Origin of the sequence: Clostridium sp. SHJSY1 (assembly GCF_031626875.1) — a bacterium.
Lineage (GTDB): Bacteria > Bacillota > Clostridia > Clostridiales > Clostridiaceae > Clostridium.
On the sequence record NZ_JANDMF010000072.1, the window covers coordinates 1 to 21,364 of the forward strand.

Genomic DNA, 21,364 nt, shown 5'->3' on the forward strand with positions numbered 1-21,364 from the left:
AAAATGGGGGGAATCACTAAAAAAACATTTAAAAAAAGAGCATAACCATGGGCTTTATCGAGTTTCCGTGAGTGCTCTAATAAAATAAGGGGGGAAAATATAATGTGTTCAAAAAGTAAAGGAAAAAAAGTAGCCTCATTAGGTCTTACTTTAGCAATAGCATTAGGTGGAGTGGGAATGTTTAATCTTTCTTCACAAAAAAATTATGCATATGCAGCTTCATCAAGGCAAATGGAAGGTCTTGATAGAGGTGTTATTGCAACAAAAGTTAGTAATGGGGTGTATATAGGGTGGCGTATGTTTGGAACTGATAGTTCAGGTATATCTTTTAATGTGTATAGGGATGGAAAGAAGATTACATCATCACCAATAACAGCAAGTACTAATTATCTTGATAAAAGTGGTAGTGCAAGTTCAAAATATTATATACGTTCTGTTATAAATGGAGTTGAGCAAGCAACCTCAAAAACAGTTTCAGTTTCACAAAATCCATATTTGAATGTTCCAATTCAAAAACCAGCAGATGGGACAACACCTAAAGGTGAAAAATACACTTATAGTGCTAATGATGGCAGTGTTGGAGATGTAGATGGTGATGGAGAATATGAAATAATTTTAAAATGGGATCCATCAAACTCTAAAGATAATTCCCAAGCTGGATATACTGGTAACGTATACTTGGATGCGTATAAGTTAAATGGAACCAGACTTTGGAGAGTTGATTTAGGTAAAAATATTAGAGCTGGTGCTCACTATACTCAATTTATGGTTTATGATTTTGATGGTGATGGAAAGGCAGAAGTGGCATGTAGGACTGCTGATGGAACAAAAGATGGGGTAGGAAAGTACATTGGAGATAGTAGTAAAGATTATAGAAATTCAAATGGATATATACTAAGTGGACCAGAGTACTTAACAATGTTTGAAGGAAAGACAGGTAAGAATTTATCAACCATTAATTTCTCACCAGAACGTGGTTCAGTAAAGGATTGGGGAGATAGTTATGGAAACCGTGTTGATAGATTTTTAGGAGGGGTAGCCTATTTAGATGGAGCAACTCCAAGCCTTATTATGGGTAGAGGATATTATGAAAAAAGTGCAATTACAGCATATGATTTCAAAAATGGGAAGCTAACTAAACGATGGAACTTTACAGCAGATGGTAGTCAAAATTCAAATTATAAAGGTCGTGGATGTCATAGTTTGAGTATAGCTGATGTTGATAAGGATGGAAAAGATGAAGTTGTTTATGGAGCAGCTACAATAGATGATACTGGAAAAGGTTTATACACAACAAATTTCTCTCATGGAGATGCACTTCATGTTGGGGATTTAGATCCAACAAGGGATGGACTTGAAGTTTTCCAAGTTCATGAAAGTAAAAGTGGCCCTAATGCAACATTAAGAGATGCAAAAACAGGAAAGGTAATTACTAGCTTAAAGATAGGAGATATGGATTGCGGTCGTGGATTAACTGCAGATATAGACCCAAGATATCCTGGAGAAGAAATGTGGGCTGCTGGAGGAGTTGGTCTTTATAGTATTAAAGGTGAAAAAATTTCAAGTAGTACACCATCAATTAACTTTGCAGCATGGTGGGATGGAGATTTAAGCCGTGAACTTGTAGATAGCAATAAAATAGATAAATGGGATTACATTAATAATAAAAGAAAGAATATTTTAACAGCTACTGGATGTTCATCAAATAATACAACAAAAGCAACACCAGTATTGCAAGCAGATATATTAGGAGATTGGCGTGAAGAGATAATTTGGAAGACAGATGATAGTTCAGCACTACGCATATATTCAACTACTGATTTGACAAATTATAGAATATACACATTAATGCATGATTCACAATATAGAGAATCTATTGCATCTCAAAATAGTGCATATAATCAACCGCCACACCCAAGCTTCTTTATAGGGACAGATATGAAAAGTGCACCTAAACCTAATATATATTTAACTAATAATTTTTAGAGTGGGAATAAGGGGGATTTGAGAAATGATGAGAAGGTCAATGGTTTTAAAAAAAGTTGCATGTATATTAGCTGCTATGTCAATTACTCTTACTATGGTAGTTGTTCAAGATAATCAAGTAAAAGCAGCTACTACTGATAAATCAATAAAGGTAGATATAGGTCCTAATACTAATGGACGTACAGATATGTATACTGATTCCTGGAATAATTGGGTGGTTAATAATGGAAATTCAGCAGAAACCACCTATAATGGTGTTAAATTCAAAGTTAGTAATGGGGGAAGTACTGGAAGTGGAATAAAAGCAGGTTGGTATAAGGGCTTAATACAATCATCACTTAATAGTCCAACCAAAACACTTGATGGATTAACTGTTGATAATTCTACTTCTGGAGGAGTTATAAAATTAGAAATAACAGGACTTTCAGCAGGAACACATACCCTTACAACATGGCATAGTTTTTATGACAATGTCAAAGGGAGTACTATGTCCTTATCAGTTGATGGAACTGTAAAAGCAAAAGGAATAAAAGGACCTACAAGGGTTACAGATGATGATGCTGCAGGAAGAGCTTATGTTTCATTTAATGCAACATCAGGAAAAACTGTTCAGGTTTTAATAAAACCAGAGGGGAATGGAACATTTAACAATGCAGTATTAAATGCATTTGAAGTTGATGGTGTTAATCCATTTAAATCAATATCAAAACCAAGCCCAGCAAATGGAGATGAACATTTTTTACAGGAAAATGGGTTATCATGGAAAGAAGGAGAAGGTGCAATTAGCCATGATGTATATCTAGGGACAGATTTTGATTCAGTAAATACTGCAAATACTAAGTCATCATTATTTAAAGGAAATCAAAAAGGTACAAGCTATAAGTTAAATGGGCTTTCACATGTGAACACATATTATTGGCGTGTAGATGAAAGAAATTCAGATGGAACTGTTACAAAAGGAGCTGTGAATACATTTAGAGTTGCACACCTTGCTTTTCCAGGGGCAGAAGGATATGGACGATATGCAAGAGGAGGACGTGGAGGAAGAGTTATTGAGGTTACTAACTTAAATGATTCAGGACCAGGAAGTCTTCGCCAAGCTTTAGAAGTTGAAAAAGGACCTAGAGTAGTAGTTTTTAGAGTAGGTGGAGTTATTACTTTAAAAAGCAGACTTACAGTACCAAATGATGGTGGTGATGTTTATGTAGCAGGACAAACAGCTCCTGGTGATGGTATTACATTAATACAACAACCTTTTGGACTTGCATCTACAACTGACACAATAATAAGACATGTTAGGTTGAGAGTAGGTGATGTTGGAGGTAAATCTTTAGATGGAATGGGAATGGCTGGTTCAAATAATAGTATAATTGATCATTGTTCTATAGCATGGTCAATTGATGAAGGGACAAGCTCAAGAGGAGCTCATAATATTACTTTCCAAAAAAATATAATAGCAGAAGCATTAAATAATTCAGTTCATTATAATGATTCAAATCCTGATCATTCAGGAACTCAACGTCACTCATTCGCAGCTTCAATTAGCGGAAATATAGGGAGTTTCCATCATAATTTACTTACAAATTGTACTGGAAGAAACTTTTCTTTAGCTGGTGGGTTTGAGCAAGATGCAATACACTATGCAGGATATTTAGATATTACAAATAATGTTATTTATAATTACAAAGATCGTACAACAGATGGTGGAGTTCGTAGGGTTAATTTTGTTGGGAATTACTATAAAGCAGGACCAGTAAGCCAAAACATGAACTTCTTTTCAATAGATGGAGATCAAAATAGAACAGGGGATATGCAAATGGCTTATCTTTCAGGAAATAAAATGGTTGACATTAAAGGAAAGACCGTATTAGATCCAAATACAGATAACTGGACTAAAGCAGGATCACAATATTCATCTGTTAGTCAAGTTAGAAGCAATATACCATTTTTCCCATCATATGTTACAACTCAAACAGCTGATGATGCATATAAGAGTGTATTAAATGATGTTGGAGCAACAAAACCAAAAAGTGATTATTTAGATCAAAGATATATTAAAGAAGTTAAAAATGGAACATACACCTATACAGGTAGTGCTGATAAGTTGAAAGGAATTATTGATACTCAAGATGATGTTGGTGGATATCCAAAACTTAGCGGTGGAACTGCTCCAGCTGATTCGGATCATGATGGTATGAGTGATGAGTGGGAAACAAAGCATGGATTAAATCCAAAAGATCCAGAAGATAGAAATGGCTTGCAACTTTCAGCAGAAGGATATACAAATCTTGAAATGTATTTAGATGAACTTGCAGGTGATACTCTTAAGTGGAATAGTAATCCCAACACACCAACAACCCCAACAAAGCAAACAACTACAAGTGGAAAATATGTTGATTCATTATCAGTAAAAGATACAGATAATGCTGGGGATTGGTCTGTACAGTCAAAATTAAAAGTTGGAGATATAGTATATGGAGATAGGACAAATACTTTTACAGTAATTCCAAGTGAACTTTTAGGTTCAGAGTGGATAAGAACAGCCTGTGATTCCAAAAATTATACATCAGATTTAGCGACTTTTAAAACAAAATCAGAATTATCAGTATATGTAGGATTGGATTCAAGAGTAACACCAGTACCATCATGGTTAAATGGATGGACAAAAACTGGAAAAACTATGACAAATAATAAAGATGTTACATTTAATCTTTATAAAAAAAATTTTGCAGCAAATTCAACTGTAACTCTTGGAACAAATGGAGATTCAACAAGTACAGTAAATTATACAGTAATAGCCAAACCAAATAACAGTTTCAAATTAACAAGCAGCTTAGCAAATACATTAGACTATGCACTTAAGACAAAAAATATTTTACAATAAAAAATTAAGATATATCAAAAATATACTAGTGCATAAATTATTGGATTCATGCACTAGTATAGAAATTCTAAAGAAAAAGGAGAGAAAGATATAATTTTTATATCAAATAATTATGAAGAGCAAATTAAAAAAAATTACATCAATTATTTTAGCAATCACATTAATGTCTGTAATTAATACAGTTACAGCTTCAGCAGCAGCATTAACAACATCAAGGATATCAGTTCATGATCCATCAATTGTAAAAGCAAATGGTAAATATTATCTTTTTGGATCGCATAGAGCAGATGCAGTTTCATCAGATTTAGCATCTTGGAAGACACTTTCCACAAATGTAAATACTGATTATGCAAAAATATTTTCTGTTGGAGGTAAATGGGCAGCTCATGGAAGTAAGTCGTATGATATTACTGGTAACCTTTGGGCTCCTGATGTTATTTATAATAAAAAAATGAAAAAATGGTGCATGTATATGAGTGTAAATGGGGATAAATTCTATTCTTCTATTGCTCTTGCAACTGCAGATAATGTAGAAGGTCCATATAAATATGCTGGCACAGTGGTATATTCAGGATTTACCAATTCTTCACAAGCTAGTGAAACAGATTATAAAAAGGTTACAGGAACAAATACTGTTGATAGTAGATACTTATCAAATAGTGCTTGGAATTCAGCATATGGACCTAATGCTATTGACCCATGTGTTGTGTATGATAAAGATGGAAACCTATGGATGTCATATGGATCATGGTTTGGTGGGCTTTTTATGTTAAAGCTTGATAATTCTACAGGATTAAGAGATTATTCTTATACGTATGCAACAAAGACAAATTCATCAGATAAATACCTTGGAACAAAAATTTCAGGAGGGTATGGAACTAGTGGAGAAGGATCATATATTGTATATGATAAGTCAGCAGGGTACTACTATTTATATGAGTCATATTGTGGTCTCAATGCAACAGATAGTTTTAGTGGCTATCAAATTCGTCTATTTAGATCAAAAAATATAAATGGACCTTATACAGATGCAAAAGGAAATTCTGCAATATGTACAAGTGCTAAAGATGACAAGACAACTAAGGGGATAAAACTATTTGGTAACTATACATTTTCATCATTAAAATCAGTAGCAAATGGAGAACTTAGTTCAAAAGGATACATGTCAGGTGGACATAATTCAGCTTTAATTGATGATAATGGACAAAGATATCTTGTTTATCATACAAGATTTAATAATGGAACTGAAGGGCACCAAGTTAGAATTCATCAACAATTCTTAAATGAAGATGGATGGCCAGTAACAGCAGTATATGAAAATCTAGGAAGTTCAATATCTTCATCAGGTTATTCAAATAATGATATTGTTGGTACTTACGAGTTTGTAAATCATGGTTTAGATGCAACTACTGCTAAAATTGGTATGTTAAAGACATCTAAGATTTCATTAAATTCTGATGGAACTATTACTGGAGATTATGTTGGAACATGGCAAGAAAAATCAGGATCTTATTATTGTACAATGGCTATTAATGGTGTTTTATACAAGGGAGTATTCTTTAAACAGTATGATGAATCATCTTCACATAAGAACACTATGACTTTTTCATTAATAGGAGCAAATAATGAGTCTATTTGGGGATCAAAAATATCTAATTCTTCAACATCTCCTAAATTAGATGGAACTTACTATATTAAAAATTCTTTAAGTGGATTATATTTTGATATTGCTAATGGATTATCTGCTGATGGTACTAATCTTCAACAATGGGGATTAAATAAATATGATGCTCAAAAGTTCAAATTAGTATCTGATGCTGATGGAAATTACTCTATATTAACAGGTGCATCTAATTATAAAAGTTGTATTGATGTTTATAATGCTTCATCAGCTGATGGTACAAATATTGCAGAATGGAAATATTGGGGAGGAGATATGCAGAAATTTAAAATTGTTAAAGTTTCTAATAACAAATATGCAATTTTAACAAAAGCATCAAATTTTACATCATGTGTAGATCTTTATAATATGAGCAAAGATCCTGGTGCAAACATTTGTCAGTGGACATATTGGGGAGGCCAAGGTCAACTTTGGGAATTAGTTCCTGTGAAATAGTTTATCAATAAAATTAAAACAGAGGGGAAATATATTATGAAAAAAAATATTTTAAGAAAAACTTTAACAGCCTTATTTGTAACATCTGCGATTGTAGGAGCAGGTATTCTGCCAAAACAAGTTGTTTCAGCAGCAACTTATGATGTTACTGTTGCTAAAGATGGTAGTGGAAATTACAAAACTATTAAAGAAGCCTACAACTATTTAGCAAAGATTAATGATACTAAAAGAAAAACAATACATGTTAAAAAGGGAACTTACAAAGAACAACTTACTATTTCCAAGCCTTATATAAGTATAATAGGAGAAAATAAAAGTAATACAAAATTGACCTATAATGTTGCAAATGGAGATAATAAACCTGGTGGAGGAAAATATGGTTCAGCTGATTGTGCAGCATTAACAGTTGCTTCAAATGATTTTATAGCACAAAATATTACATTTGAAAACAGTCATTTAAAGGATACAGGAAAAGATGTTCAGGCTTCTTGTGTTTACACTTATGGAGATAGGGCAACATTTAATAATTGTAATTTTTATAGTGGACAAGATACTTTATGTGCATATAGCTATGGAGTAGATAAATCTAGAGTTTATTTTAAAAATTGTTTTATTCAAGGAAGTGTTGATTTCATATGGGGAGGTGCTACTGCATTTTTTGAGAATTGTACACTAAATCAAATAAGAGATGGTGGTATGTACACAGCGGCTAACACACCTCAAGGTCAAAAGTATGGATATGTATTTTCAAATTGTACATTAACAGCAAATAAAGATACTAATTATACATCAAAAACTAGTCCAAGTTGGGGAACTCCATCGAAAGTTTATCTTGGAAGAACTTATGGAGATTACTGCCATGTATCCTATATTAATTGTAAATTAAATGCACCAGTTGATCCAACAGGATGGTTAAAGATGAGTGGTAGAAATGCAAACAATACTGCTTTACTTGAAGAATATGGATGTACAGGTACTGGAGCTAATAGATCTAAGAGAGTAACTTGGTCAAAAGCTCTTTCTAGTAGCCAAGCAGCAAAGTATACAAAAGCTAATGTTTTATCAGGAAAAGATGGATGGACTCCTTAAGATAAAATTTCATTTATTAAAAATTTATTAGAATATAAAAAAAGTGGATTCATTATTATTTGAATTCACTTTTTTTATATTCACAATAGGTTGGTTTAATAAATATTTATAATTTAGTAGATTTGTAATTAGTGTTTTTAGAGGTTAGTTTAGTGTTTCATAAAAACTTGGTTTTTATAGAAAAATTTAATTACAATAAATAAATATTAATTAAAACAAAATAATTGTAAAAATAAAAAGAAGATGGTAGAATAATGTATGTGCACAAGCTGTAAGAATATAAGTGATAAGGTATCAGTAAAATTAAAGACAAAGAAAATAAGGTAATCAATAACACCTTTTGGAAGCACAATCTAAAGAATATCTTAAGATATAAGTTTTTCTTATGATAATTATTGACATGTTTAAATTCAATATTATATTATACTGATGTAATAGCTGAATGGACAAAAATTTACAAAAAAATACATGTCATAATTCATCTCTAAAATTAAATCTAAAGATTAAAGTATATTTAGATTATAAGGGGGAGAAAATCTATTTCAAAAATAAGTTTTAAATTTCCAGATGAAAAAAGCTGGGGGGGAAAGTGTTTCTAAAAATGAAAAAACCGACAAAAGGGGGGACAGCATGGGGAGAAAGCCAACATTTGATAAAAATCAGGCTATTGAACTTTATGCAAAAGGTCTAGGGTTTAGAGCGATTGCCAAAATACTTAATTGTAAAGAAGATGCAGTGGAAAAGTGTATAAAAAGAAATGCACCAGAATTAGTAAAGCAAAGAAAAATGAAGATAACTAATAAAAAAATTCTAAAATTAAAAAAAGAAGAAGAATTAATTTTAACAAAGACTAATTTATTAAACAAAGAAGATTTAAAAGAAATTGCAAACGGGAAAAAAATAGGTATAAATAAAAATGAAACTATAAGCGTCTATTCATTTATAAAATGGAATAGGCAATCTTATATTGCAAACAAAGAGAATGGAAAATTAAATTATGATAATAGGAGGGGAGCTAAGCCATTTGATGTGCCAGGGTCCTTTTAATTTTATAAAAAACTTAATGTAATAAGGCCATATAAAAAGCAAATTATTTCAGAGATATAATTGCAAAGTATAGTTAAACTGTTGAAGGTAGTATTGATTATAAATATCAATACTATTATATATAAATAAATTAGGAGGATAATATAGGGATCATAATATTGTATTAAACTAAAAAATTAAAGAAATTATAAACAAAGGAGTAAATAAAAATGGAAGAATTGAGACAAGCGATAACTAGTTTTATAGGATGGCTTCAAATGCCAGCAGTAGTTTGCTATGCATTAGCACTTTTATTTGGAGGTTATGAAATGCTATTTGTAGGATCTGAAAGAGGAACTGCAACAGCTAAAAAAGTATTTATAACAGCTACAATAGCTTTTATTATAATTAAGGCAGCAAATGTATTAGCAAATTCTTTAGGGGATAAAATATCTTTCTAAAATGAATAGAATAATTAAATAAAAGTTATTATGTAAAAAAGGAATTATTGGTAAAGATAAAATAGAAGGATAGAAAATTATTTTTCTGTCCTTCTATTTAGTTAGAAGAGGTGCATATGAATAAGAAAAATTTAAATAATAATTATTTTATTATAGTTGCTGTTATATTAATATCTACAGTAATATTATTGGCATCCAATACAATTTTATCTTTAGTATTTAAATTGTTAGATAGTTTAAATACTAAAGATTTTAATTCAGTGAAATTTGACATAAATGATATGTTTAAATTTCAGGTTGAATATAAGATGTATTATTTAGTGACTTTAATTATAATACTAGTTGCAGATATAAGAGCTATCTATAGTATTAAAAAAAATTTTAAAGATATAAATAAAGGACAAAAAGGGACAAGTGAGTTCACTACATTAAAGGAACTTAAAGCACAATATAAAGCCATTCCAGAAAAAACAAAAACTTTTGAGGGTGGCGGAGGGGTAGTAATATCTCGATATAAAGATAAAATATTTATTGATGATGGACCAGTTAATAATCTTATAATTGGAACAACTAGGTCAGGTAAAGGGGAAACATTTGTATTTCCAACAATAGATGTCTATTCAAGGGCAGAAAAGCAGCCATCAATGATTATTAATGACCCAAAAGGAGAATTAGCTGCTGCAAGTTATGAAACACTGAAGGAAAGAGGCTATGATATTCAAATTTTAAATTTATTAGAGCCTGATAGAGGTATGAGTTATAATCCACTTCAACTTATTATAAATGCCTATAAAAATGGAGAGTATTCAACAGCACAATTGTTATGTAATACTTTAACATTCTCATTATATAATGATCCAACAGCAAAAGATAAATTTTGGCAATTGTCATCTCAATCATTAGTAAATGCAATAATTTTAGCTATAACTAAAGATTGTTTAGATAATAAAGAAGAAGAAAAAATAACATTATATACTGTAGCAAATTTTTTAGCAGAAAAAGGAGCACAGGAAGATATAGATGGAAATAATGAATTAGATAAATTCTTTGAAAATAGGGATTCATCTGACATTGCAAAAATGCAATATGCAACAAGTAATTTTGCTAAAGGAGAAACAAGATCAAGTATTTTTGCATCAGCAATGGCTAAATTGCAAATATTTACCTTTGATGAAATAGCAAGAATGACATCTAAGAATTCTTACAATTTGGAGAATATAGGATTTAATAAAAAACCTATAGCAATATTCATGGTTACACCAGATTATGATAGTTCTAACCATGTAATTGCTTCAATTTTTATAAGACAAACTTATTATATAGCAGCAAAAAAGGCTTCTTTAACAAGAAGTGGAAAATGTGAAAGAGAAATTGTATATCTTTTAGATGAGTTTGGGAATATGCCACCAATTGAAGGATTTGCAAATATAATTACTGTATGTCTTGGAAGAAATATAAGATTCAATATGATTATTCAAGCATATGCACAGTTAAGAAAACTATATGGAGATGACAAAGATACCATAGTAGGTAATTGTGGTAATCAAATATACATATTAACTAGTGATGAATCAACTGCAAAATCTTTTTCTGAAATGCTTGGAAATAAAACTTTAATTAATGATTCTGTAAGTGGTAAATCTTTATTTGGAAAGTCTACCACTAAAAGCATAGATAAGAGAGAATTACTTGATAAGAATGAATTAATGAGTCTTAAAGAAGGGGAAAGTGTAGTTATAAGAGTTATAAAAAGACAAGATAAGAACGGAAATAAAATTGTAGCAAGACCTATATATAACACAGGAAAGACAACTCTTAAATTTAGATATGAGTACTTGGAAAAAGAATTTGATACCAATAAAAATATAAGAGATTTGAATATAGAAAATGATCATATTGGAGTTGATTTAACAAATCTTATATTTAGAGGATGGTAATATGATTTTTTAAGAAAAAGAGAAAAAGTTTAAAGGAGATTAGTATGAGTGATGATGAAGCAGTAAAGATATTAACGGAATATTCAGATATTTTTGACTTAAATTCTATTGTTGGACATGCGTTAAGATCCATTGGTTGGCTTATAGTTAAACTATTAGGTTATATAGTAGATGGAATATCAGCAATACTAGATAAGATGTTTGTACTTGATACACTTTTTAATCAACAAAAAATTGTAGACTTTATAAATAGCTTTAAACCATTAATAGTTTTGTTATTTGCAATTTCATTAATAATTGTTGGATATCAATTGATGTTTTTACAAAATAAACAGTTTAGAAAAATAGCAGTAAATACTGTAATAGCTATCGCAGTTATTATGCTTTTACCAGAAGCTATGACAAAGATGAATGGATTACTTAATAATGGAGTGAGTGTAACTAAAGGGGACAAAGCAGAACAGACAACAAATAACATAATAAAATCCAATATAATAGATTTGTTAAAATATGACAAAGTTTCTTTTGACCCTGAAAAGATTTCAGAGTTTAAAAAGAATGGTAATGATATAGCCGAAGATAATATAAGGTATATAGATGCTCTAGAAACAGTAGACCCAGGATTTGAATTTCTTTATAGTAAATATAAAAAGAAAAAAGTGTTTGAAAATAAAATTACTACAAATGATAGTGGAACTCTAGTTATAAAAGAGTTAAATAAAGGATGGTTTAAATGGGAAGAACATTATTTTAGATATGATATTGATTTTTTGAATATTATAATATCTTTATTAGCTGTAGGTATAACAATGATATTTATATGTTTTAAGCTAGGAAAGCTTATATTTGAACTTGCTTATAATAAAGCTTTAGCAATACTTATAGCACCAGTGGATATAAGTAGTGGACAAAAAACAAAACAAATAATTCAAAATATAGTATCAATTTTTGTCGTTACATTTTTAATTGCATTTATGTTTAGATTTTATGTGATATTTATAGGGGTATGTAATTCTATGGAAGGTATTGAAAGAATTATATTGCTAATAGCTGGTTCATTTGCTGTTATAGATGGACCAAATATTGTTGAACGTCTATTTGGAATTGATGCAGGACTACAAAGTGGATTCCAAACTATGGCAAGAGCATATGCTGGAGGAAAAGCAGTTGGAATGGGAGCAAAAGCAATAAAGGATATACCTCATAATCGCAGGAAAAAAGCTGTAGATAGACATGATACAAAACAAAGACATAATGAAATAAAGAATGGAAGTTCAGGCTCCAATGGAAGTTCAGTGTCCAATGGAAGTTCAGTATCCAATGGAAGTTCAAGATCTAATGGAAGTTCAAGATCTAATGGAAGTTCAAGATCTAATGGAAGTTCAAGATCTAATGGAAGTTCTGGATCTAATGGAAGTTCTGGATCTAATGGAGGTTCAAGACCTAATGGAAGTTCTGGATCTGATGGAAGTTCGGGATCAAATACTAACAGGGGAAATATGAATTCCAACAACAGTGTACCAAGTAAAGGAGAAAATAGATATAAAGGATTGTATGATGAGATGAATAAATGAAAAGGTGAAGAATTTAATAATGCCAATATAAGTAATAATAAAAGCAATGATGCTAGACCTGATAAGTTTGAATCACAGATAAACAATAAAAGAAGTATATCTGAAAGTATTAATGATATGAATAATGATGTAAAGATTCAATATAAGGCAAATCCAATTTATGAAGAAGTAAACAAATCTATTTCAATGGCACAAAAAAGTTCATCATCTAAAGAAAAAAGTTTGGATAATAAAATAAATGTTTTTAAGGATAAATCAAATTCTAGAGACGAATAAAGGAGTAAAGTTATGTATTTAATTCCTAAAGAACTTAATAGTAAAATTAAAATTTTTAAAAATTTGCATTTAAAAGAGTTTTTCTTATTTATAGTAGGGATGGGAATAGTTTTTCTATTTGATAGCTTGGTGTATTCAAAGTTTACCATAATATATTATTTATTTTCGACATTCGCTATAATTTTTATGCTATTACCAGCAAGACACAATCCAGATAGATGTAATTATGAGGCCATATATTATACATTTATCAGAGAAAGAATTATATTCCATCCTATATCTCGTGAAGAAATAGAAGAAAATAAATCCTAGAATTAAAAGGAGCTACTTATGATTAATTTTTTTAAGAAAGATAATAAAGAAGCAAGAGATGAAGTGAAAAAAAATAAAAAGGTAAAGGTCCCAGCAAAGGTAACAAACTTGTTACCTTTTTTAGATATAGAGAAAGATTACATAATTCAAAAAAATGAGGTTATGGATATCATTGAAATTGAAGGAAAAGATATATTCTCTTTAACTGAAAATGAGCTAGCAAGAGATATAAATATTTTTCATACATTATATAAAACAATAAATATAGACATAAAATTAGTCTCAATGAATTTTCCAGTAAATACACAAGAACAAAGGGAATACTTAGAACATAAATTAAAACAAACAAATAATGAAATTTATAAAAGTTTTTTAATGGATAAAAAAGCTGAATTAGAATATTTGGAAGGGAATAGAACCAATAAAGAATATTATTTATTTCTGTTTGCGCCAAATGTTGAAATTTTAAATTCAGCCAAAAATATAGTAAATAGAATTATACCAAATGCTCTTAATACAAAAAATTTATCTATAGAGAAAAAGAAATGGATTTTATATAAGTTAAATAATTTAAATTCTAAAATAGATGTTAGGAGTGAATTTATTGAGTAACATAAGAAAAAAGCAGGAAGATCCAAATAAAGTAACAAGAAAATATAATCCCAAATTTATATATGATATCCAGCCAAGTGGAGGTGTATCATTTCAAGAAACTTATGTAAGAAAAGGGGAAGGATATGAGGCTTGTGTGCATGTTTATGATTTCCCTAGTCATGTTAATGAATTTTGGTTATATGATTTAATGAATATAAATAATGTTATAACAGCTATTGATATTTCTCCTACAATTCAAACAGATGTTATTAACAATATTAATAAATCTTTAAGGGAACAGTTGGATAGATGTTACAATGAAAAAGATCAAACAGAAAAAATATCAGCGGAAGCCAAATATAATGAATTGACAGAAATGTTTAATGAGATTTCAAGAGAAGGAGAAAGTATTAAAAAGGCTAGTATAAGGATATATTCTTATGGAAAGACAGTGGATGAACTTGAAAAAAATGTAGAAAATATAATAAATATATTAGAAGGTTTAAGTTATAAGGGAACTATATTTTTAAATGAAACAGAATTTGAATGGAAAGCATTAAGTCTTAGTCAAAACGAAATAAAAAAATTCCCTAATAAGAGACTAGGGAAAGAAATTGGAGCTAAGACTATAGCAGGAGGATATCCCTTTCACTTTACAAAATTGAATGATCCTTATGGGATATTCTTAGGAACTACTGTTACAGGAGGAAATGTTTTATTTGATCTTTTTCATAAGGACAAGCAAAGAAAATATTATAATGGATTGATTTTTGGAACAATGGGATCAGGGAAATCTACAACATTAAAAAAGATAACATTAGACAATGCTTGTCGTGGAAATATAATTAGAGGTATTGATGTAACAGGAGAATTTGAGACTTTAGTAAGAGAGTTAGATGGAAAAATGATTGCGCTAGATGGAACTAATGGAATAATAAATCCCCTTCAAGTTTTAAAAACATCAGATAAAGAAGGTGTATCATTTATGCAACATTTATCTAAGCTTACAACTTTTTATAAATTTTTATCTCCAGATGCTACAGATGAAATTTGTAAGGAATTTGAATTGATTACAAGACAATTATACATAAAATTTAATATTTACAATGAAGATATAAATGAAGAATACTTAAATATAACTAGGCTAGAAGAAGAGCAATATCCTACATTTTCAGATCTATTAAGTTTAGTGAGAGAGGAGCTTTATGCTGATATTAAAAATAATATTATAAAAGCAAATTTATCAAAAAACAGAGTTAAAAGATTAGAAAGTATTGAGTTAACATTAAAGAGTATGGTTAAAAATTATGGCTATCTATTTGATGGACATTCAACAATTGAAAATATAACAGATACACAACTTGTTTTTTTTAGTATTAGAAACTTGACATCAATGAAAAAAGAAATATTTAATGCACAAATGTTTAACATACTTAATCTTTTATGGGATAATATGTTACAAAATGGAATCAAATTTAAAAGATTATTTGATACTAAATCAATAAAGTGGGAAGATATAGTAAGATATTTAATAGTTATTGATGAAGCACATAAATTGATAAATCCTGAGAATATGCTAGCTGTAAAGTTCTTAATTGATTTTGAAAGAGAAGCAAGAAAGTATTTTGGTGGTCTTCTATTTGTTTCACAATCAATTAGAGATTTCGTTCCGGAGGGGACAAGCATGGAGGGAGTAAATCAAATAAAAACATTATTTGAATTAACTCAATACAAATTTATAATGCAGCAAGATACAAATGCATTATCCACACTAAAAACTGTTTTTGATGGTAGTCTAAGTGAAAGCGAATTAGAAAGAATTCCTTTATTAACAGAAGGAGAATGTATTTTATCAGTAAATTCTGTTGGAAATATTTCATTCCATGTTGAAGTAAGTGATAGGGAATTATCATTATTTCAAGGTGGTGCTTAATATGATAAAACAAAAAGTAAAAAAGTTTTTATTGAAATTACTGGTGGCAAATTTACCAGTAATTTTATTATTTATAATTCTTTTTGGATTTATTGCAGCTCTATTAGATGAAGATGGTTCTTCTAATGGAGGGAGTACAGGTAATGCAGTAGTACAAAATGTATCAGCAGATGTACTAAAATGGAGACCTACTATAGAAAAGTATGCCAATCAGTTTCAGGTATCACAATATGTTCCATTAATGTTAGCACTAATTCAACAAGAAAGTAGTGGACAACTGGTAGATGTTATGCAAAGTTCAGAAGGTGCGTTTAATACAAGGTACCCTAAATGGCCTAATGGAATTACTGATTCGGATTATTCAATCTGGTGTGGAGTTCAAGAATTTAAGGCGGCTATTACTAGAGCAGGGGTAAAAGGCCCTGATGATATTAAAGGAATAAGTTTAGCATTGCAAACTTACAATTATGGAACTGGTTTTTTTGATTATGCCAAAAGTAGAGGTGGATATTCTCTTTCTGTTGCAAAAGAATTTTCGATTATGATGGCTAAAAAAATGGGTTGGTCAAGTTATGGAGACCCTGAGTATGTGCAACATGTTTTGAGATATTATGCTTTAAGTGCTACATCTGCTCCAGCTGGGAATAATGAATTATTAAATAAAGTTGTTAAAAAGGCATATGAAAATTTAAATCATGATTATGTATGGGGAGCTAGTGGACCAGATAACTTTGATTGTTCTGGTTTGGTATATTTTTGTTACAAGGAAGCAGGATTTAAAATTGATAGAACAAATGCACAAGGATATTATGATATGTGTGATAAAATAACTAACCCAGAGATAGGAGATTTGGTGTTTTTTAGATTTGCAAATGATCCTGATGGATGTCATCATATAGGAATTTATGTAGGTAATAATATGATGATTCATGCTCCTAAAACAGGAGATGTGGTTAAAGTGTCACAATATCTTAATAGATCAGACTTTATAGGATATGGTAGATTGAGAACTAAATAAAAGGAGCTATTAATAATGAGAGATAATAAGACTAGACTATTAATGATAAGTAATGCTATATTATTGTTAATGTTAATAACAGCAGTAATTCTAAATTATAAGAATTATAAGAATTATATTTCTTGTAGTAGAGATTTAGTTGAAAGTAATAAAATTATAGATGAATATAAAGTTAAAATAGAAGATTTAAATTCTAAAATCTTAATACAATCTCAAACAAGAGAAGGAAAAATAAAAGAAGTAAGCATAAATTTTTTAAATAGTTTTTTTAATTTCTCAGGTAGAGATGATTCTAAAAAATATACACAAATTAAACCTTATTCAACAGAGAATTTGTTAAGTAAAGTAAAACCTAATGAAGAATTTGAAAGTGATACTGAATATAGATCATCAATAACAAATATTAATATTTATTCTGAAGAACAAGGTGAAAGTAATAAAACAGCAACAGTTTTAGCTCTTGCAGAGCAAGGGGTAACAGTTCAAGGTTCTGCTGGAAGCTTTGCGCCAACTCTATTAAAATTAAAATTAATATTAGTTAATGAAGAGTGGGTTGTTGATGATATTATTATTAATAGACCATTAAAGAATATGCCATTTTTCAATTAAAGTGAGGTGAAAAGATTGGTTACAGCAAAATTGATAACAAAAAATAATAAATCAAGGTTCTATTATGTTTCTTTTGTGTTTATTATACTTGCTTATTTTATATTCTTTAATGCAAGAAATGTTTTACCAGATAGTTCAGAAATTATGCAAACACCTGCTAATCAAGAAATAAATGTTGGCTCATCATCTATAAAAATAACATTAAACAGATTTGAATATAATCAAAATGAAAATTTTATGGAAGTTGAATTCAAATATAGTAATAAAGAAACTATTGCCACTGATTTTAATTTTTTAGCAAAAGTAAAAACAAAAAATGATAAAATATCAGAAATTAATGTTAATCCTATAATTAATACAAATAATACATGTATTTTACATATTGAAAATATACCTAAAGAATATAAGGTGATTTCATTAAAAGCATATGAAAAATCATCACAAATAGACACTGAAGGGTCAGAAAATGATTCGAAAAATCAAAATGCAAGTAAAAAGGAATCATATTCAGCTTCAATGTATTTTGATTATAGAAAAATAGAAATTAATAATGAACTAAAAGTTGAATCAGAGAAATATTATATGATGAATATAGTAAAAAATGATATTGAAAATATAAACAAAGAGATTGAAGTTATTGATGAGGAAATTAAGAAAAATTTAGAATTTGTTGATATATCAAATAAGAAAATTGAGGAATTAAACGGACAAGTTAAATATCAAATAGATAAAGAAGTAGCCCAGACAAAACAACAAATACAGGGATATAAAACAAAAATAAATGAGAGCATTGAAAAGAATGAAGAGCTAAAAACAACAAAAAATTCAAAGTTAGAAAAGATAAAAAAATTGAATGAAAAGTTGAATGATATTTCTAAAAATAAATAGAAATTTTCATATAAAAATATAAACAAGGATGTGAAACAGATGAAAAAGAAATTAATATTAATGAGTGCATTAATTATAGCATTAAGTAGTTTTACAGGATGTGGTAGTAGTGGTACATCAACAACAGAAAAAAAGATAGAAGAAAAATTACCATTAACAAAAGAAAATTTGACAAGTGTTTTTTCAGAGTATGAATATAATGTATTTGCTGAAATAAATGAAGAGGCTAAATCTATACAGGCTGACTTTATTAAAAAGAATGATGTAGAAAGAGGAAAGGAAAAAGAAGAATTAGCTAAAATAGAAGATATACTACATGAAAGATTTGATATAAATGAAGATGATACACACAATAATATAAATTGCAAATATGATTATAAAATTATTGTATGCAGAAATTTTGATAAAATTGCAGTTAGAGAAAAACCTGTAATACATGTTGAAAACAAAGGACAATATTATACTTATGTAGAGTATAAATTAAATAATAAATTTGATATTCTAAATCCTTACAAAGATTTAAAAGTGACTGCTAATGATGAGGAAGATGGAGATTTGACAAGTAAAATAAAAATTAAAAATCCTGAAATTCTAAATGATGTGGGAGAAAAGAAAAAATTAATATATGAAGTAACAGATAGTGATGGAAATACAGCAACTGAAAAATTTTCAGTAGATGTTATTAAATAATGAACTTTAAATAGAAATATTTAATTTAACACTTGTTTAGCTATGTAAAGTGAGAAAGAACAAGTGTTAAATTTTAATAATTTTTAAAGTATACTTATTGAGGCCTTATGCAAAATTAGTAGTATTTAAAATTGTTAAATAATAAAGAATAAAGAGTGAAAAAATAGTGGCTTTAGTTACATAAAAAGAAAGGAAGATAGAAAAATGGGAATGAAAGTGAATATAGAAACAGGAGAATTAGTAATTGAGGAAAAGTATGTGGTAAAACCACTAATGACAGTGGAGGAAATAAAAAAATCTAATTTAATAGAATTAATGGATGAAGAAAACAGAGGGTGGTTAGAAAATCGTCCAAGTCATCCAATAGCAATATTTATAGATGTTAATGGTGAGGAAGTAAAGGTTGAATTTGAGATTATTGGAGGAGAATTAGTAATAATTAATATTGTTGTGGATCCAAAAGGAATATCAGAAGCTTATTATAGTGGAGACGAAGGAAAATTTGGTAATATAGTTTCTAAAAATTTACTTTTCATGGTAGAACTTTTTAAAGATAACAAAAATAATAGATATCGATTTAGTTGGGGAAAAGCTGAATTTAATAATGGAAATAGAACTTATAATGTTAAAATAGAAATACAATATTTTTGGAATGAGGTGATATAATTTGCCTAGAAAAGATATTGATTTTGATAAAGATCCTGTATTATTTAATAGGTATTTTCAAGCTTCAAAAAATTATCCTGGAAAAGATTCAGTTAAGGAAGTTACTATTAAAAAAGGAAGCATGTTTGCTATAGTACAATTACCTGAACCAAATGGTGGTGGAGATTATTTAATACCAATAGATAAATTTAAAAATTATGAATTAGATGCTGCTGCCTTATGTCAAGCATATCAAGTTGCACCTTTTCATAATGAAAAAACAGGAGAGGTTACATATAAGCCAGAAGCAGGAATATATTTAGCCAATGAAGATATAATAATAGCTGAAGGACCAACTACTGCTAATCTTCAATATGGATCAGGAGGTGAAATACAGAATGTTATGCCTCATGGTAAGATTAAAATTCAAGATTCATACCATGATAATGAAATGAAATCACATCATTCATTAATTCCAATAAATTTAAATAATTACGAGAGTGAAAAACATATAACAGATGAAGATAAGAAAAAAATATATGAAATAAAAGATAAATATAAAGATAGTATTAATGCTAATGGATGTTTAGATTTGAAAAATTTAAAAATAGATATTGACGTGTATAAAGTCATGGAACGAAAGAATAAGTTGCATGAAAATCTATTCAAGCAGATAGGTACAATACAAGAATATTCAAAAGAATTAAATGAACCTTCAAGAGATTTAGAATATTTAAGAGATTTAAAAAATCAAATAAATGATTTGAAGATAGATTTTATACAATCTAAAAAAATATTGAAAAATCAAATAAATGAAGTAGAAAAAAATCCAGAACTAACAAAAACAATGTCAGCTACAGAGAAAGAGCATTTACTTAAGAGTGAAAATTTTTGCCCAGAAGAAATTAAGGATATATTGAAATATATGCAAGAAAAAATGGCAGAGCTTGAGTCGAAGTTAACAGATGAAGAAAAGTCCAAGTTAAATATTTCAGAAAAGGATTTAAAGGTAGATACTACAAAAGATAATAATGATTCAGAAGAAAAGAAGAAAAAAGAAGAGAAACTTAGTGAAGTATATAAAGACATTATTAGAGAAGGGGCAATTGAAGATTTAGGTTTTAGATCAAGGGTATATATTCCTCAAGCAGAACGTATGCCAGAAGCATTACTTTGTAACCTTAAAGCAAAGGATGAGTTAAATAAAGTAATTAGCGTAAGTGGTAATGAAGAATTTAAGAAATTTTGTAGTAAAGAAATAGAAAAGTTAAATAAGGAAATTGAAAAATTAGATAAAGAGATAAAACCTTCAGATAAGGATTACAA

The 21,364-nt window shown here is 29.0% G+C and carries 18 protein-coding genes; all 18 read left to right on the top strand.

Features of this window, described 5'->3' with window-relative positions; all coding sequences use genetic code 11:
- The first annotated feature begins 102 nt into the window (after window positions 1–102).
- The gene (locus NNC19_RS21810) at window positions 103–1,986 is read left to right on the top strand and encodes a rhamnogalacturonan lyase (RefSeq protein WP_310940809.1); all 1,884 of its coding nucleotides are present in this window, start codon (window positions 103–105) and stop codon (window positions 1,984–1,986) included.
- Window positions 1,987–2,011: 25 nt separating this feature from the next.
- Window positions 2,012–4,870, top strand: a complete 2,859-nt coding sequence (locus tag NNC19_RS21815; protein WP_310940810.1) for a hypothetical protein — start codon at window positions 2,012–2,014, stop codon at window positions 4,868–4,870.
- Between the two features lie 112 nt (window positions 4,871–4,982).
- The gene (locus NNC19_RS21820) at window positions 4,983–6,986 is read left to right on the top strand and encodes an RICIN domain-containing protein (RefSeq protein WP_310940811.1); all 2,004 of its coding nucleotides are present in this window, start codon (window positions 4,983–4,985) and stop codon (window positions 6,984–6,986) included.
- A 36-nt stretch (window positions 6,987–7,022) separates the two neighbouring features.
- Window positions 7,023–8,075 carry a pectinesterase family protein gene (locus NNC19_RS21825; RefSeq protein ID WP_310940812.1) on the top strand — a complete coding sequence of 351 codons (1,053 nt, stop codon included), beginning with the start codon at window positions 7,023–7,025 and terminating at the stop codon, window positions 8,073–8,075.
- 630 nt (window positions 8,076–8,705) lie between these two features.
- Window positions 8,706–9,122, top strand: a complete 417-nt coding sequence (locus NNC19_RS21830) for a helix-turn-helix domain-containing protein (RefSeq protein WP_310940813.1) — start codon at window positions 8,706–8,708, stop codon at window positions 9,120–9,122.
- 209 nt (window positions 9,123–9,331) lie between these two features.
- Window positions 9,332–9,562: a hypothetical protein gene (locus tag NNC19_RS21835; RefSeq protein ID WP_310940814.1), complete on the top strand. Its 231-nt coding sequence runs from the start codon at window positions 9,332–9,334 to the stop codon at window positions 9,560–9,562.
- A 116-nt stretch (window positions 9,563–9,678) separates the two neighbouring features.
- Complete coding sequence (locus tag NNC19_RS21840; RefSeq protein ID WP_310940815.1) at window positions 9,679–11,499, top strand: VirD4-like conjugal transfer protein, CD1115 family; 1,821 nt, start codon at window positions 9,679–9,681, stop codon at window positions 11,497–11,499.
- Between the two features lie 44 nt (window positions 11,500–11,543).
- Complete coding sequence (locus tag NNC19_RS21845) at window positions 11,544–13,073, top strand: pLS20_p028 family conjugation system transmembrane protein (RefSeq protein ID WP_310940816.1); 1,530 nt, start codon at window positions 11,544–11,546, stop codon at window positions 13,071–13,073.
- A gap of 117 nt (window positions 13,074–13,190) precedes the next feature.
- Entirely contained in the window at window positions 13,191–13,349 is a 159-nt protein-coding gene (locus NNC19_RS21850) for a hypothetical protein (RefSeq protein WP_310940817.1), read from the top strand.
- Between the two features lie 12 nt (window positions 13,350–13,361).
- Window positions 13,362–13,661 (top strand): DUF5592 family protein, encoded by a 300-nt coding sequence (locus tag NNC19_RS21855; RefSeq protein WP_310940818.1) that lies wholly within the window; start codon window positions 13,362–13,364, stop codon window positions 13,659–13,661.
- A gap of 18 nt (window positions 13,662–13,679) precedes the next feature.
- Window positions 13,680–14,273, top strand: a complete 594-nt coding sequence (locus tag NNC19_RS21860) for a hypothetical protein (RefSeq protein ID WP_310940819.1) — start codon at window positions 13,680–13,682, stop codon at window positions 14,271–14,273.
- The gene (locus tag NNC19_RS21865; RefSeq protein WP_310940820.1) at window positions 14,266–16,188 is read left to right on the top strand and encodes an ATP-binding protein; all 1,923 of its coding nucleotides are present in this window, start codon (window positions 14,266–14,268) and stop codon (window positions 16,186–16,188) included. The genes NNC19_RS21860 and NNC19_RS21865 overlap by 8 nt, the downstream gene beginning before the upstream one ends.
- 1 nt (window position 16,189) lies before the next feature.
- The gene (locus NNC19_RS21870; RefSeq protein ID WP_310940821.1) at window positions 16,190–17,206 is read left to right on the top strand and encodes a lysozyme family protein; all 1,017 of its coding nucleotides are present in this window, start codon (window positions 16,190–16,192) and stop codon (window positions 17,204–17,206) included.
- Window positions 17,207–17,221: 15 nt separating this feature from the next.
- Window positions 17,222–17,815 carry a hypothetical protein gene (locus NNC19_RS21875; protein WP_310940822.1) on the top strand — a complete coding sequence of 198 codons (594 nt, stop codon included), beginning with the start codon at window positions 17,222–17,224 and terminating at the stop codon, window positions 17,813–17,815.
- 15 nt (window positions 17,816–17,830) lie between these two features.
- A complete protein-coding gene (locus NNC19_RS21880) occupies window positions 17,831–18,703 on the top strand; it encodes a hypothetical protein (RefSeq protein ID WP_310940823.1) in 873 nt (290 codons plus the stop codon).
- 39 nt (window positions 18,704–18,742) lie between these two features.
- Window positions 18,743–19,393: a hypothetical protein gene (locus NNC19_RS21885; RefSeq protein WP_310940824.1), complete on the top strand. Its 651-nt coding sequence runs from the start codon at window positions 18,743–18,745 to the stop codon at window positions 19,391–19,393.
- Window positions 19,394–19,597: 204 nt separating this feature from the next.
- The gene (locus NNC19_RS21890; protein WP_310940825.1) at window positions 19,598–20,059 is read left to right on the top strand and encodes a hypothetical protein; all 462 of its coding nucleotides are present in this window, start codon (window positions 19,598–19,600) and stop codon (window positions 20,057–20,059) included.
- A 1-nt stretch (window position 20,060) separates the two neighbouring features.
- Window positions 20,061–21,364 (top strand): hypothetical protein (locus tag NNC19_RS21895; protein WP_310940826.1); only part of this gene is annotated, 1,304 nt, incomplete at its 3' end.